The organism is Corynebacterium sp. KPL3927 (assembly GCF_040225835.1).
Classification (GTDB): Bacteria; Actinomycetota; Actinomycetes; order Mycobacteriales; family Mycobacteriaceae; genus Corynebacterium.
On the sequence record NZ_JBEHGD010000017.1, the window covers coordinates 1 to 15,558 of the forward strand.

Annotated in this window: 15 protein-coding genes; 6 read left to right on the plus strand and 9 right to left on the minus strand. The window is 59.5% G+C overall.

From position 1 onward, the window contains the following. Positions 1-343: 343 nt before the first annotated feature. Together tyrS and ABRP86_RS08540 are read right to left on the minus strand one after the other, a co-directional pair. A complete protein-coding gene (gene tyrS / locus ABRP86_RS08535) occupies positions 344-1,630 on the minus strand; it encodes a tyrosine--tRNA ligase (RefSeq protein WP_349853223.1) in 1,287 nt (428 codons plus the stop codon). A 64-nt stretch (positions 1,631-1,694) separates the two neighbouring features. Then, positions 1,695-1,868 (minus strand): Trm112 family protein, encoded by a 174-nt coding sequence (locus ABRP86_RS08540; RefSeq protein ID WP_034656461.1) that lies wholly within the window; start codon positions 1,866-1,868, stop codon positions 1,695-1,697. Positions 1,869-2,131: 263 nt separating this feature from the next. On the opposite strand from ABRP86_RS08540, the gene thiC reads away from it, so the two are divergent. Genes thiC through ABRP86_RS08570 form a run of 6 tightly spaced genes read left to right on the plus strand, consistent with a single transcriptional unit; the run spans position 2,132 to position 8,047 of the window. Then, positions 2,132-4,063 (plus strand): phosphomethylpyrimidine synthase ThiC, encoded by a 1,932-nt coding sequence (gene thiC / locus ABRP86_RS08545; protein ID WP_349853222.1) that lies wholly within the window; start codon positions 2,132-2,134, stop codon positions 4,061-4,063. Further along, on the plus strand, positions 4,053-4,733 hold the full coding sequence (locus ABRP86_RS08550; RefSeq protein WP_349853221.1) for a thiamine phosphate synthase: 681 nt from the start codon (positions 4,053-4,055) through the stop codon (positions 4,731-4,733). Before thiC ends, ABRP86_RS08550 begins: the two co-directional genes overlap by 11 nt. Further along, on the plus strand, positions 4,726-5,862 hold the full coding sequence (gene thiO, locus ABRP86_RS08555; protein WP_349853220.1) for a glycine oxidase ThiO: 1,137 nt from the start codon (positions 4,726-4,728) through the stop codon (positions 5,860-5,862). The genes ABRP86_RS08550 and thiO overlap by 8 nt, the downstream gene beginning before the upstream one ends. A gap of 24 nt (positions 5,863-5,886) precedes the next feature. Beyond that, positions 5,887-6,090 (plus strand): sulfur carrier protein ThiS, encoded by a 204-nt coding sequence (gene thiS, locus ABRP86_RS08560; protein WP_349853219.1) that lies wholly within the window; start codon positions 5,887-5,889, stop codon positions 6,088-6,090. 11 nt (positions 6,091-6,101) lie between these two features. Next, a complete protein-coding gene (locus ABRP86_RS08565) occupies positions 6,102-6,884 on the plus strand; it encodes a thiazole synthase (protein ID WP_349853218.1) in 783 nt (260 codons plus the stop codon). After that, positions 6,884-8,047, plus strand: coding sequence for a ThiF family adenylyltransferase (locus tag ABRP86_RS08570; protein WP_349853217.1), 1,164 nt, complete (start codon positions 6,884-6,886; stop codon positions 8,045-8,047). The genes ABRP86_RS08565 and ABRP86_RS08570 overlap by 1 nt, the downstream gene beginning before the upstream one ends. Before the next feature lie 51 nt (positions 8,048-8,098). Here the strand turns inward: ABRP86_RS08570 and argH are convergent, their stop codons facing one another. The 7 genes from argH to argJ form a co-directional block, all read right to left on the minus strand. Beyond that, positions 8,099-9,538, minus strand: a complete 1,440-nt coding sequence (gene argH / locus ABRP86_RS08575) for an argininosuccinate lyase (RefSeq protein ID WP_349853216.1) — start codon at positions 9,536-9,538, stop codon at positions 8,099-8,101. 6 nt (positions 9,539-9,544) lie between these two features. Further along, positions 9,545-10,765 (minus strand): argininosuccinate synthase, encoded by a 1,221-nt coding sequence (locus tag ABRP86_RS08580; protein ID WP_005280338.1) that lies wholly within the window; start codon positions 10,763-10,765, stop codon positions 9,545-9,547. A 78-nt stretch (positions 10,766-10,843) separates the two neighbouring features. Further along, positions 10,844-11,326 carry an arginine repressor gene (locus tag ABRP86_RS08585; protein ID WP_349853214.1) on the minus strand — a complete coding sequence of 161 codons (483 nt, stop codon included), beginning with the start codon at positions 11,324-11,326 and terminating at the stop codon, positions 10,844-10,846. 2 nt (positions 11,327-11,328) lie between these two features. Then, positions 11,329-12,249, minus strand: a complete 921-nt coding sequence (gene argF, locus ABRP86_RS08590; protein ID WP_349853213.1) for an ornithine carbamoyltransferase — start codon at positions 12,247-12,249, stop codon at positions 11,329-11,331. Then, positions 12,246-13,424 carry an acetylornithine transaminase gene (locus ABRP86_RS08595; protein ID WP_349853212.1) on the minus strand — a complete coding sequence of 393 codons (1,179 nt, stop codon included), beginning with the start codon at positions 13,422-13,424 and terminating at the stop codon, positions 12,246-12,248. Before ABRP86_RS08595 ends, argF begins: the two co-directional genes overlap by 4 nt. Next, entirely contained in the window at positions 13,421-14,356 is a 936-nt protein-coding gene (argB, locus tag ABRP86_RS08600) for an acetylglutamate kinase (protein ID WP_349863736.1), read from the minus strand. Before argB ends, ABRP86_RS08595 begins: the two co-directional genes overlap by 4 nt. An 8-nt stretch (positions 14,357-14,364) precedes the next feature. Beyond that, positions 14,365-15,534, minus strand: a complete 1,170-nt coding sequence (gene argJ / locus ABRP86_RS08605; RefSeq protein ID WP_349853229.1) for a bifunctional glutamate N-acetyltransferase/amino-acid acetyltransferase ArgJ — start codon at positions 15,532-15,534, stop codon at positions 14,365-14,367. Between the last annotated feature and the right edge of the window lie 24 nt (positions 15,535-15,558).

Genomic DNA, 15,558 nt, shown 5'->3' on the forward strand with positions numbered 1-15,558 from the left:
GGCCAACAGACCAATCAACACACAACCATGCACACAAAAATAAAAAATAAGTACATTGGCACACTATTGAGTTCTCAAACAACATCCACACACCACAAGAAAGTTAACCAAACGTTAACCTCTCAGCGGCGGTTCTTACTAACCTACCCAACAAACTGAACCAAGTCAAATCCTTGAGCCAAGTCAGTACAAAAAGTCACTAAAAAGTAACCAACCGGCTACCTCTCGGCGACTTGGATAAAGCTACACCCCACACCTAAAAACACACAAATCCCCTGGTAAATGGTCAAAACCATTACCAAGGGATCATTTAGCTACCTTATTGGCAGAAAGCGTGACGGCATTAGGAAGGATTCACAACCCGTGCCCCGGCGAAGCGCTTCTTGCCCTTGCGCAACACCAGCCACGAGCCATGCAGGAGGTCTTGGGAAGACGGAGACCATTCGATGTCCTCGATGCGCTGGTTGTTCACGTATGCACCGCCTTCACCCACAGTGCGGCGCGCGGCACCCTTCGATTTCTCCAAGCCCGCACAAACCAATAGATCCAGGATCGTGGCATCCGAGCTGACCTCCGCTACCTCGGTCTCCTGCAATGCAGAAGACAGCGTGGCCTCGTCCAAATCCTGCAACTCCGCCTTACCGAACAGAGCTTGGGAGGCCAGCTCCACTGCTTCGGTGGCTTGTGCGCCGTGGACCAGTGTGGTCATTTCTCGTGCCAACACTCGCTGCGCCTCACGCTTGTAGGGTTCCTCCTCTACCTTGCGCTCCAGATCCGCGATCTCCTCCTGAGTCAAGAATGTAAACCAACGCAGGTAATCGATAACCACCGCGTCTCCAGCATTAATAAAGTACTGGTACCAGGAGTATGGGCTGGTCAGCTGCGGATCCAACCATAGCTTGCCGCCGCCGGTGGATTTGCCGAACTTATTACCCTCGGCATCCGTCACCAGCGGTACCGTCAGGCCGTGGACTTTCGCACCGTTCACGCGCCGGTTCAGATCCACACCGGAAACGATGTTGCCCCACTGGTCGCCACCACCAATCTGCAGGACACAGTCGTACTCATTGTGTAGGTGCACAAAATCGTTAGCCTGCAGCAGCATGTAGGAAAACTCGGTGTAGGAAATGCCATCGGATTCCAAGCGGCGCTTAACCGTATCGCGGTCCAGCATGGTGTTCAGCGAGAAATTCTTACCGATATCGCGCAGGTACTCGATGACGTTGATCTGGCTAATCCAGTCCGCGTTGTTCACCATCACCGCTGGGCTTGCAACCTCGCCCGAATCGGTGAAGTCCACGAAAGATTCCAGTTGGGTCTTGATCATCTGCATATTCTCTGCGATCTGCTCTTCCGTGAGCATAGAACGCTCCCCAACATCACGTGGGTCACCAATCATTCCCGTCGCACCACCGGCCAACGCGATTGGACGGTGGCCGAATTGCTGAAAGCGTTTCAGCATAATCAGTGGTACCAGGTGCCCAGCGTGCAGCGAGCTACCCGTCGGATCGAAACCGCAGTACAAGCTGATCGGGTTCTCTGTGGCCTCTTTCAAAGCCTCCAAATCCGTGGACTGGTTAATGAGCCCGCGCCATTCCAGTTCGTCAACAATGTTCGTGTTGTTAGTCATACGTAGGTGTTCCCCTGTTCCCTAATTATCTAAGTGTCTGCTTTTCCAGAGCGTGTGGCTCTAGTTACTTGGACCCAATGGGCCAGTCCTTGGCCTCGTCCACCAGCAGGACCGGAATGCCATCCTGCACCGGATAGGCCTTGTTCAGCCTGGGGTTAACCAAATAGTCGCCGTGATCCTCCAGCGGTTGCTTGTCGATCGGGCACGCGAGGATCTCTAGGAGCTTCTGATCAATCATGCTGCTAAGTCTAACCCGTGCCCCAGCCATCACACCGAGAGCCTCTCTGGAGTTGTTTAACGCTTTTCTACTTTGCTCATTGAGGCTGCCCGAAAAACCGTCCGCCCTAGGACTTAATACGCGGGTGCTGTGCGTTACAGTAGGAAGTGCAACCGAACACGGGCGCTCGAGGTATCGAGCTGAGATCGCGCTGTATGCCCGCGCGAGTACCGCTAGAACCTGCCTGGTTAGAACCAGCGAAGGAAGAATGAGGAGAGTCAACTATGACGGATACGTCTACCCAACACACCCGTACCACCATTCCGAACGACGAATATGGTGCGGAAATCCACCCGAAGCACAGCTTCGCCCCCATCGAGAAGCAGGTGGAATCCTTCGGTAAGACCTTCACCCTGCAGGTGCCGGAGACCGAGGTGCAGCTGGATGATTCCCCGACGGGACCGAACGCACCGCAGAAGCTCTACCGCACCCGCGGTCCGTGGGCCGAGCCAACCGAAGGCCTAGAGGCCCTGCGCAGCGAGTGGATCAAAGCCCGCGGAGATGTGGAGGCCTACGAGGGGCGTCGTCGCAACTTGCTGGACGACGGTAACCGCGCCCTCAAGCGTGGCGAGGCCAGCGACGAGTGGAAGGGCGTCAGCCGCGAGACGCTGCGGGCCAAGGATGGCAAGCGCGTAACCCAGATGCACTACGCCCGCCAGGGTGTTATCACCCCGGAGATGGAATACGTCGCACTGCGCGAGCACTGCGATGTAGAAAAAGTGCGCGAGCAGGTTGCCTCCGGTAAGGCGATCATCCCGAACAACATCAACCACCCGGAGTCCGAGCCGATGATCATCGGCAATGCCTTCAACACGAAGATCAACGCCAATATCGGCAACTCCGCAGTGACCTCCTCCATCCGCGAAGAGGTGGACAAGCTGCGCTGGGCTACCCGCTGGGGCGCAGATACCGTGATGGATCTATCCACCGGTAACGACATTCACACCACCCGCGAGTGGATCATGCGTAACTCGCCGGTGCCGATCGGTACCGTGCCGATCTACCAGGCACTCGAGAAGGTCGACGGCGTCGCCGAGGACCTGACCTGGGAAATCTTCCGCGATACCGTGATCGAGCAGTGCGAGCAGGGCGTGGACTACATGACGATCCACGCCGGCGTGCGCCTGCCCTTCGTGCCGCTGACCACCAAGCGCGTGACCGGCATCGTCTCCCGCGGCGGTTCCATCATGGCTGGCTGGTGCCTGGCACACCACAAGGAATCTTTCCTCTATGAGAACTTCGACGAGCTGTGCGAGATCTTCGCCAAATACGACGTCGCGTTCTCACTCGGTGATGGCTTACGCCCAGGTTCTATCGCCGACGCCAACGACGCAGCCCAGTTCGCCGAGCTGAAGACCATCGGCGAGCTGACCCACCGCGCGTGGGAATACGACGTGCAGGTGATGGTCGAAGGCCCGGGCCACGTACCGCTAAACATGGTGCAGGTCAACAACGAAAAGGAGCAGGAATGGTGCGGCGGTGCGCCGTTCTACACCCTGGGACCGCTGGTCACCGACATTGCTCCCGGCTACGACCACATCACCTCCGCCATCGGTGCGGCTAATATCGCCATGGGTGGTACCGCGATGCTGTGCTACGTCACCCCGAAGGAGCACCTCGGCCTGCCGAATAAGGACGATGTGAAGACCGGCGTGATCACCTACAAGGTCTCGGCCCACGCCGCGGACGTCGCCAAGGGCCACCCGGGTGCCCACGAGTGGGACGATGCGATGAGCAAGGCCCGCTTCGAGTTCCGCTGGCACGACCAGTTCGCCCTGTCCCTGGACCCGGATACCGCCCAGTCCTACCACGACGAGACCCTGCCCGCGGAGCCGGCAAAGACCGCCCACTTCTGCTCGATGTGTGGACCGAAATTCTGCTCCATGCGCATCAGCCAGGACATCCGCGACGCATTTGGTGAGAAGATCGACGAGGCTCTGGCCACCGACCACGAGCAATCGCTGGTCAAGGACCTCGGCTTGCCGGGCTTTGGCCGCCAGAGTGTGGACGAAGAGGGCGTCTCAAATGCCGAAGGCGAAGAAGAAATGGCCGAGGAGTTCCGCCGCGCGGGTTCCAAGCTGTATCTGAACCGCAGCGAGGCCAAGGAAGTAGCTGAGGACTTGGAAAAGGAAGCAGCGGGACACAGTGCACGGTAAGCAACTGGACCTGCGGTGTTACCACGTGACGGGCGCACCGCAGGAAAAGGTCGTACAGGTTGCCGCGGCAGCAGCCGCCGGTGGCGCGGGCGTGATTCAGGTTCGCAGCAAGCCCATCAGCGTGCGCGATTTGACCGCCCTGGCCATCGACGTTGCCGCGGCAGTCGAGGAAGCCAATCCGGCGACGCGTGTGCTTATCGATGACCGAGTCGACGTAGCCGCCGCGCTCATGGGCGAGTACAACATCCACGGCGTGCACATCGGCCAGGACGACCTGGACCCACGCTTGGCGCGGCGAATCCTTGGCGAGGATGCGATCATCGGGCTGACTACCGGCACCCTTGATCTAGTGCAGGCTGCTAACGAGTACGCCGATGTGATCGACTACATCGGAGCTGGCCCGTTCCGCCCCACGCCCACGAAGACCTCCGGCCGCACCCCGCTGGGGTTGGATGGTTATCCCCCACTCGTGAGTGCATCGGCCGTTCCTGTGGTGGCAATTGGAGACGTGCAGGCCGCCGACGCCGAAGCGCTGGCCCAAACCGGTGTGGCTGGAGTGGCGATTGTGCGTGCCTTTATGGACTCCGATGATCCAGCTGCGCTGGCAACCACGGTTGTCGATGCCTTCGATCGGGCGAACGCGAACGCAGCAAACGGCTCCCATGAATAATACCGAGCACGCCATAATCGGCGCAGGAATCATCGGGCTGTCCACCGCATTCGAACTGGTAGATGCGGGCGTGGACCCGCAGAAAATCCTAGTAGTAGATCCCCAGCCCATCAGTGGCGCCACGTTCGTGGCCGGCGGCATGCTGGCTCCGGTTGCGGAAGTGCAATACAGGCAAGAACCGCTGTACCCGCTGATGGTGGCTTCGGGCGAGATGTTCCCTGACCTACTGGCCAGGTTGGGTGGCAAAACCTCAGCGCCGACCGGCCACCGCAGTGAATCCACCCTGGTGGTAGGGGCTGACCGCGCCGATGGCTTACACATCCGCGAACTGCTGGCGCTGCAACAGAAACACGGCATGGATGCCCACGCGCTGCCATTGCGGCAAGCCCGAAAGCTTGAGCCGGGGCTCAGTCCCCAACTGGCGGCCGCGGTGGAAATCCCGGGCGACCATCAGATCAACCCGCGCATGTTCGGCTCCTGCCTGCAGGAGTACCTGCTGCACGCTGGGGTTCGCTTTATGTCCACTGCAGCAACGCGCATCGACGGCCAAAATGTGCAGCTTGCCGATGCCCGCATGGTCACCGCCGGAATGATCTACCTCTGCAACGGGCTGGGGGCTAAGGACGTGGACGGCTGGTTCGAGGGCGCCAATCCCCTAGCACTTCGGCCGGTGTACGGCGACATGCTGCGACTGCGGGTGCCAGAAGAAATAGTGCACACCAGCGGCGAGCCGCTGACCCGGGTGGTGCGCGCGTTCGTGGAAGACCGGCCGGTGTATGCCATCCCCCGTACCGATGGCACCATCGCCGTCGGGGCGACCAGCCGCGAAGATAACCGTAAGGGGCCTGCCGTAGACGGTGTGTACACACTGCTGCGCGATGCCATCCGCGTGGTCCCTGGGCTGGAAGAGTGCGAGTTTATCGAAGCGATCGTTGGAGTCCGACCCGGCACCCCCGATGACCTGCCCTACCTAGGCAAAATACGCGACGGGCTGGTGGTCTCTACCGGATACTTCCGCCACGGAATCCTCCTGTCCGCCTTCGGGGCTAAGGTAGGAGTCCAGTTGGGGCTGGGCACGTCCCCGGGGATGGACATCTCGGCCTGCGATCCGCTGCGCCACGCCCGATAGCCAAAAACGAAAGGAATACGCACCATGGAATACACGGTTAATGGAGAACCACGCAACAGCGATAGGTATATCACCGTGGCCGCCATCGTAGAAGCAGAAACTGGCAATGCCTCGCCCAAGGGCGTGGCCGTGGCCGTAAATGGCGACGTGGTTCCCGCCAGCAACTGGTCTTATGAAGTAACCGACGGCGATGAATTGGATATCCTTGTCGCCGTGCAGGGCGGTTAGGAGCTTTCACCATGCTTTCTATCGCAGATAAACACTTCGATTCGCACCTAGTAATGGGAACCGGCGGTGCCAGCAGCCAGGCTATGTTGGAACAATCCCTGGTTGCCAGTGGTACGCAGCTGACCACCGTGGCCATGCGTCGGCACAGTGCCACGAGTTCCGGTGGGGAATCCATCTTCGAGCTCTTACAGCGATTGAATATTGACGTGCTGCCCAACACTGCCGGGTGCCGCACCGCCCGCGATGCCGTAACTACAGCCAAGCTAGCCCGCGAGGCGCTTGGTACCAATTGGGTGAAGGTGGAGGTTATCGCGGATGATCGCACGCTTTTGCCGGACGTGGTCGAGCTCGTAGATGCTTGCGAGATGCTGGTTGCCGCAGGATTCGTGGTGCTGGCATATACGAGCGACGATCCGGTCATCGCCAAGCGGCTAGAAGACGTCGGCGTGGATGCGGTGATGCCTTTGGGCTCGCCCATCGGTACGGGCCTGGGTATCCTGAATCCACACAATATCGAGCTGATCTGTTCGCGTACACACGTGCCCGTACTGCTGGATGCCGGTGTGGGCACGGCCTCCGATGCTGCACTGGCTATGGAGCTGGGCTGCGACGGCGTTCTCCTCGCCAGCGCTATCAACCGCTGCCAGGATCCCCTGGCAATGGCCACTGCAATGAAATACGCCGTGGAAGGCGGCCGGTTGGCCCGCCAAGCCGGGCGCATTCCCAAACGGCAGCACGCCGTGGCCTCGTCATCGTTCGAGGGGCTGGCTAGCTGGGAAGACAAGGTCTTGTAATGAGCGAACTTCCCCGCGAAGAGTTGCACAGGGTTGCCCGCCAAACGCTGTTGCCCGGCTTCGGCATCGCCCAGCAAGAGGCACTGCACGCTACCCACGTCTTAGTCATTGGCGCTGGTGGTTTGGGTTGTCCCCTGATGCAGCAGCTGGCTGCCGCCGGCGTGGGTGAGATCTCAGTGATCGACGACGACACGGTGGATCTGACCAATATCCACCGCCAAATCCTATTCGGCGCCCACGATGTGGGTAAGCCCAAGGTGGACGTCGCGGCCGAAAGGCTCCAGCAACTGCAGCCGGGCATCGTGGTGCATGCGATTCGCGACCGACTCACCGCTGACAATGCCGTGGACTACCTCCGTGGAGTGGACATCCTAGTGGATGGTTCTGATACTTTTGCCACCAAGTTCCTAGCAGCCGATGCCGCGGAGATCACGGGCACCCCGCTGGTATGGGGCTCGGTGCTGCGTTTTCGGGGCGACTGCGCAGTGTGGTGGTCCGGGCCCGGCGCCGAGTCGGGCGTGGGCATGCGCGACCTCTATCCCCTGCAACCCGACCCCGATTCCGTGCCTGATTGCGCCACCGCCGGCGTGCTGGGCGTGACCACCAGCGTGGTCGCGGGCCTGATGTCCACCGAGCTGATCCAGTTCGCAACGGGCATGAACCGCGACCGGGTGGGCCTGCTAAGCATCTACAATGCCCTAACCGCCTCCATCGACCACTTCCACGTGCCCCGCGACCCAGCACGCGAACTAACCACCCAGTTGCAGCATGACTACGGTGGCGGAGCTTGTGCCGTGCCGGAGGACGATGATACCGATGCCGAGATCTTCGACAAGCTACGCGATGGCGCCGCGGCCATCGATGTGCGCGAAATCAGTGAAGCCGCCATCGATGATTTCTTCTTTGACTCCACTGCCAAGCATTACCACTTACCAACCTCCGTGTGGCTGGAAGATCCAGAGGCAGCGCGCTGCCTCCTCGATTCCCTGCAGGCCGAGGGGCTTAGCGAAGCGTGGGTGTACTGCGCCTCCGGCAAGCGCTCGGCCAGCTTCATCTCAGCTTTCGCCGAGGATGCCGAACGGCGCGGCATCACGTTGCACAACGTCGCAGGCGGCATAAAGGGCCAACCCGCAACGTCTCATGGAATGCCATCCTCTCATTGATGAGGGCATTTTTATCTACTAGATAAGCCAGGGACCTTGTCTGTCGCCCTTCTAGTTCTGCGTGCGCACTGGCTTGGTAGCCCACTCACGCGCCGCAGCGGCATGTTCGCGGACGGTTTCGCGCTGTTCAGCAACGCGAACGCCGGCGGTCCCGCCCTTGGTTGTGCGGGAAGCGACCGCACCATCAATGGTCAGGACCGCGCGCACCTCTGGGGTCAGCCGCTTGTCGACGCCCCTAAGTTCCTCGTCAGTGAGATCCACCAGGTCCACTCCCCGCTCTTCGGCGATGCGTACGCACGCGCCGGAAGCTTCGTGTGCTTCGCGGAAGGGCACGCCTTGGCGAACCATCCACTCTGCTAGGTCGGTGGCCAAGGTGAATCCGCGTGGTGCCAACTCGCGCATCCTGTCCTCATTAAAGGACAGGGTGGACACGAGCCCGGTCATCGATGGCAGCAACAAATTGAGCTGCGCCACCGAGTCCACGATGGGTTCTTTGTCCTCTTGCAGGTCGCGGTTATAAGCCAGTGGCTGTGCCTTGAGCGTGGATAGCAGCCCCGTGAGGTTGCCAATCAGGCGCCCGGTCTTGCCGCGGGTAAGTTCCGGGATATCCGGGTTCTTTTTCTGCGGCATGATGGATGAGCCTGTCGACCACGCGTCATCCAAGGTGACGTAGCCGTACTCTGGGGTACACCAGTAGATGATCTCTTCTGCCAGCCGGGACATGTCCACTGCGATCTGCGCCAGCACAAAGGCCGTTTCCGAGGCAAAATCGCGAGATGCGGTGCCATCCAGGGAGTTTTCCGCAGCGGAATCAAATCCGAGCTCTACGGCGATGGCTTCTGGGTCAAGCTGCAGGGAGGAACCTGCGAGCGCACCCGAGCCATACGGGGATACGGCTAGCCGCTTATCCAAGTCCTGCAAGCGTTGAATATCGCGCAGCAGCGGTTGGGCATGACCCAACAATTCGTGGGCAAGCAAGATGGGCTGCGCGGCCTGGGAGTGCGTCTTGCCCGGCATGATGGCCTCGGGATGCGCGGCGGCTTGATCCGCTAGGGCATCGACAAGCTCGGAGACTTGCAGGGTCGTATCGCGGATGGCATCGCGTACCCACATGCGAAAGAGCGTGGCAACTTGGTCATTGCGGGAACGTCCCGCGCGCAGGCGGCCGCCTACCTCGGGCCCAACGATGTCGATGAGGCCACGCTCCATGGCGCCGTGCACATCTTCGTCGGTGGGTGCTGGCACAAATTCGCCCGAAGCTACCTTTTCCCCGAGCTCGGTGAGTCCGGAAAGCATGGTGTCGAGGTCGGCATCGGAAAGCAGCCCTGCCTTGTGCAGCACCTTGGCATGCGCCTTCGAGGCGAGTACGTCGTAAGGGGCAAGCACCCAGTCAAAATGGGTGGAAACCGAGAGGGCGAACATCGCTTCGGAAGGGCCGCCGGAGAACCGGCCGCCCCAGAGCGCACCTTCGTTAGTCTTGTGTGGTTCCATCGGTGCCTATTTTTCTGCGCTGGTGGGGAAACCGCCGTCGCGGTCACGCTGGTTGGAAATCTGGGTGGACAAGCCGTGCAACTGGACAAAGCCCTTTGCAGCGGTCTGGTCGAAGGTATCGCCGGTGTCGTAGGTAGCCAAATCGAAGGAGTACAGCGACTGTCCGGAGCGGCGGCCGGTGACGGTCGCGGTACCTGCGTGCAGGCTCAGGCGGATATCGCCAGTGACGTTCTCCTGGGACTCCTCGATGAAGGCATCCAGAGAACGCTTGAGCGGCGAGTGCCACAGGCCGTCGTAAACCTCCTCGGACCACCGTGCATCCGTCAGGCGCTTGTAGCGTGCCAGCTCGCGCTCCACGGTGACATCCTCCAGCGCCTCGTGGGCCTGAATGAGCACCATGGCACCCGGTGCCTCGTAGACCTCGCGGGACTTAATGCCCACCAACCGGTCCTCTACCATGTCCAGGCGGCCGATTCCCTGGGCACCAGCGCGGCGATTGACCTCTTCGATGACCTGCAGCGGGGTCAACTTCTTGCCATCGACGGCAACCGGAACACCCTTCTCAAAGGAAATGATGATCTCATCCGGAGCATTGCCCAGGCCCGGGTCTTCCGTATATGCGTAGAGATCTTTTGTCGGTGGGTTCCACAGATCCTCCAGGAAGCCGGTTTCTACCGCACGGCCCCACAGGTTTTGGTCGATGGAAAAGGGCGAGGCCGCCGATTGCTCAATGGGAAGGTTAATCTCTTCCGCAAAATCAATGGCCTTATCGCGGGTCCATGCATAATCGCGCGCGGGAGCGACGATTTCTAGCGATGGATCCTGGGCGCGGAAGGAAACCTCGAAGCGCACCTGGTCATTGCCCTTGCCGGTACAACCGTGGGAGACGTGCGTTCCGCCGTGCTCCTGGGCGGCTTTTACCAGGTGCTTGGTAATAAGCGGGCGGGAAATGGCAGATACCAGCGGGTACTGCTTCATGTACATGCCATTCGCCTTGATGGTAGGCACGCAATATTGCTCCGCAAACTCATCTTTAGCATCGATAACGATGGACTCCACCGCACCGCAATCGAGCGCGCGCTGGCGTACGGACTCCATATCCTCGCCGCCCTGACCCAAGTCAAGGGAGACGGCCACGACGTCGCCGCCAGTCATCTTTGCCAAGTATGGAATGGCTACCGAGGTATCGAGGCCACCGGAATAGGCCAAGACTACGCGTGCAGACATGCTAAGACTCCTTCATTAATTGAAAAAAATTCGGTTAGTTAAATAATATACGAGCGGGTGTGAGAATGCCACAATTTTTTAAATCTTCTGCGTCTTCAGCTTTTCCGCCAATTCCGCACCGGTAACCCCCTCGCGTGCCAGCACAAAGATGGTGTCATCACCGGCGATGCACCCCACTACATCGTGCAGGCCCACGCGATCGATAAAGCTGGCGAGGTACTGCGCTGCGCCCGCCGGCGTGCGCAACATCGCGATATTCATCGAAGAATCGTGGGAAACCACCAATTCATCCAACATGCGCCGCAACTTCTCGCGCGGTCCGCCCACCTGATCCTCGAATTGTTCCAGCTCGCCCGCGACCATATAGTACGAGCGCCCACCGTCTCGCTTGACCTTTTTCGCTCCCAGCTCATCAAGATCCCGCGACAGCGTGGCCTGCGTGATATCGATGCCTTCTGCCAACAAGAGCTCCGATAATTGCACCTGGCTCGTGACGCGATTGCGATCCAAAATTTCCAAGATCTTTGCCTGCCGGGCAGTTCGAGTGCTCGGGGTGCTCATCGCTAGCGGTTCTCCTTATTAATATCGAGTAGCCACACCAGCAGTGCCTTTTGGGCATGCAGGCGGTTTTCCGCCTCATCGAATACTCGGGATTGCGGCCCGTCGATGACTTCTGCGGTCACCTCGTTGCCACGATAGGCCGGCAGGCAGTGCAAGAAAATCGCGTCTTGCTTTGCCTTTGCCATCACGTCTTTAGAGACCTGATATGGCAAAAACGGAGTGCGCCTATCCTGCCCATCGTTTTCCTGGCCCATAGACACCCAGGTATCCGTTATAACTACATCGGCGCCGGCTACTTCCGCAACGTCATCGGTAACCGTGACGTTGCCGCGCTGCCGTGCGCGCTCGACAAATTCGGGACGAGGCTGGAACCCTTCCGGCGAAATGATGGAAATATCCATGCCAGCGGTAGCAAAGCCAATCATATAAGAATTAGCCATATTATTATTGCCGTCCCCAAGATAGACCGCCTTGCGGCCAGCAAGATCGCCAAGGTTTTCCCGGCAGGTCAGAAGATCGCCCAAAATTTGGCAGGGATGCAGGTCATCAGACAGCGCATTGACCAGTGGAACCGTCGAAGTCTCCGCCATCTGTTCCAGGTTGTCGTGGGCATATGTGCGCCAGACGATGGCCTCCACGTAGCGGGACAAGACCGCGCCCGTATCCTGGTAGGACTCGCCCTTGCCCATCTGCGTGCCCGAAGAATCAACGGTAATGGCGCTGCCGCCCATATGCGCAATTCCGGTTTCAAAGGAAAAGCGGGTGCGCGTGGACGTCTTATCAAAGAGGACGGCTATCGTCTTTGGTCCCTCCAACGGGCGCCGCGCGAATGGATCGGCCTTGAGCTTAACCGCGAGATCGAGGACTTCTTTTTGTTCCTCCGGGCTAAGGTCATCATCGGCTAAGAAATGGCGCAAGCTCATACTAATTCCTCCACAACGGTGCGTAGCTTTTCTAGGGCAGTATCAATTTCCTGCTGGGAAATGACCAATGGCGGAGTAAGGCGCAAAACGTTCTCGCTCGGGGCATTGAGGATTATCCCTTGCTCAAATCCACGCTTGACGGCCTCGCGAGCCACCGGCGCATTTAATACAACACCTAGCATAAGACCGCGGCCGCGCACCTCGCTGACCCCGGAAATCTTTTCTACTTGCTGCGCTACGTGCTCGCCCTTGGCGGAGACCTCATTCAAGAACTTCTCATCAAGTGCATCGAGTACTACATTGGCCGCAGCGCACGCCACGGGGTTTCCGCCAAAGGTGGTCCCGTGGGAACCCGGCTGAAATAAATCCTTGGCGCGACCGCGGGTGATAGTGGCGCCGATGGGCAATCCGGCGCCGAGGCCCTTGGCCATGGTGATGACATCGGGGGAAATTCCCTCAAACTCGTGCGCAAAGAATTGCCCCGTGCGCCCTGCCCCGGCCTGGACCTCATCGACGATGAGCAAAATACCGTGTTCATCGCATAAATCAGCAACGGCCCGCATAAAACCGGCGGGAGCGGGGATAATTCCGGTCTCACCCTGAATCGGCTCGAAAATGATGGCGGCGGTATCCGCGGCGTCTTGCTCCACTAATTGGCGCAGGTAGTCGATATCGCCGTAAGGATAAAATTCCACGCCACTTGGCAGTGGGCGGAATGCCTTTTGCTTATCGGGCTGCCCAGTCATGGCCAAAGAGCCCATTGTGCGCCCGTGAAAACCATGGTGCGCGGCGAGGATGCGCCGCCTACCGGTGAGCCGCGCGAGCTTGAATGCCGCTTCGTTTGCCTCTGAGCCGGAGTTGCAGAAAAACACGCGCGCGTCGCTATCGCCTACCCGCTCAATGAGCTTTGCCCCAGCGTCGAGCACAGGTTGGGTGGCAAGAAGATTGGAGGTATGCACAAGGGTGCGGCTTTGCTTGGCAACGGCATCTGCTACCTCCGCATTGCCATAGCCCAAGGAATTCACGGCGATGCCGGCCAGCAGGTCAATGTAGGTTTTCCCGTTCTCATCGGTAACGGTAGCCCCCTCCCCGGACACCAAGCCGAGTGGCGGCTCACCGTAGGTATTGGCCAGCGTTTCTGACCATCGGCCGGTTAATGTTTCTTGTGCGCTCATGCGATATCGTCCTTCCTGAACACTGTGCCTTCGGGATAATCGTGCTTTTCGTAATCATCGGGCAGGACCATCGTTCCAATGCCGCCTGGGGTTAAAAGCTCAAGGAGTACGGAATGGCCTATTCGGCCGTCGATGACGTGCGCGGCGGATACCCCGCTCTGCACGGCATTGAGGCAGGATTCCATTTTGGGAATCATGCCGGAGCTCAGGCCGGGAAGAAGACCGGTAAGCTCATCGCTTTCGATTTTGGAGACTAAGGAATCTTTATTCGGCCAGTCGGTATAAAGGCCTTCCACGTTGGTCAAGATGACAAGGCGTTCTGCTCCCAGTGCGCTCGCCAGCGCACCCGCGGCGCTATCGGCGTTGATGTTATATACCTCGCCATCGGCTCCTGGCGCGATGGTTGAGACCACCGGGATGCGGCCGGCTTCGATAATGTCATTGACGGCTGCCGGATTGACCTCCACGATATCGCCCACCATGCCGATATCGGTTGCCTCTCCTTCTACGTCCACAAACCGCTTGGTGGCGCGGAAAAGTCCAGCGTCTTCGCCGCTTGTGCCCACGGCGTAGGGCCCGTGCGAGTTTATGAGGTTTACTAGTCCACGGCCGACTTGGCCAAAAAGGACCATGCGCACCACATCCATGATTTCGGGCGAGGTGACGCGGAAACCGCCCTTAAACTCGCCTTCGATGCCGAGCTTATCCAGCATGGAATTGATCTGCGGGCCGCCGCCGTGGACGACAACGGGCTTTGCGCCGATGGTGCGCAGAAACACCATATCCGCCGCAAAGGCTTCCTTGAGTTCCTCATCCACCATGGCGTTGCCGCCATACTTGACGACGACGATTTTATCGCGGAAGTGTTGCAACCACGGCAGGGCTTCAGCCAGCACCGTAGCGCGTTCTTGATTATTTAATCCGGGAAACATTTCTCCTCCTAGGAGCTATACGCCGAGTTGATCTCAACGTAGGAGTAGGACAGGTCCGTCGTGCGGACAAAGGCCGTACCTTCACCGCCGGTGCCGAGATCCACGCGGACATCGATATCTGCCCCGCTCAAGTCCACATCGCGGGCCCCGGGCGCGCCCGTCGAGTGCTCGCATACCGGCTGGTCATTGAAATAGACGGAGATGTTGTCTGGGTCCATGTCTGCATCCGCCATGCCGACGGCGGCCAGTACCCTGCCCCAGTTGGGATCGGAGCCGAACATGGCGCACTTGAATAAGTTATCCCGGCCCAGGGTGCGAGCGGCATTAAGCGCCTGCTCATCGGAGCCCGTGCCTTCAACGGTGATCTTTACGCGCTTTGTCACTCCCTCAGCATCGGCTTGGAGCTGATCCGCAATATCCGCGCAGACCTCTAGGATTGCTTGGTACAACTCTTCTTCGCTGGGCTGTACGCCGGAGGCCCCGGAGGACATGACAATCACGGTGTCATTGGTAGAGGTTGAACCGTCCACGTCCAAGGTATTAAAAGTCTGTGCGCAGGCCTTTTCCAGCGAGCTTTGGAGGACCGCCGCGTCAGCGACGGCATCGGTAGTAATGCAGACCAACATCGTGGCTAGCGACGGCGCCATCATGCCAACGCCCTTGCCCATAGCGCCCACGGACCATCCATCGCCTGCAAAAGCGGATTCCTTGGGGACGGTATCCGTGGTCATAATGGCTGTGGCGGCATCATTGCCGTGCTGTGGAGTCGTACCCACGTGGTGCACGACGTCAGCGATGCCCGCAAGCGCATTCTCCATGGGCAACGGCTCGCCGATAAGCCCGGTAGAACAGATGGCAATATCCTTCACAGCGATATCCGTGCGATGAGATACGGCGTCCACCATTGCGCGCGCATCGGCATCGCCTTGCGCGCCATTGCACGCATTGGCATTGCCGGAGTTGATGACTACGGCGCGCAACTGGCCATCCGCTACCGCCTCGCGGGAGACCTTTACTGGGGAAGCCACCACGCGGTTGCGCGTAAACACCGCCGCCGCATCCGAGCGCGGGCCCTCATTGACGATCAAAGCTAAATCCGATTTTCCGGAAGGCTTGATTCCGGCCTTTACCGCGCCGGCACTGAATCCGGCGGGTCCTGTGATTCCTGGTGTAGTCATCATTTCCTCCTCTGTATTGTGCGC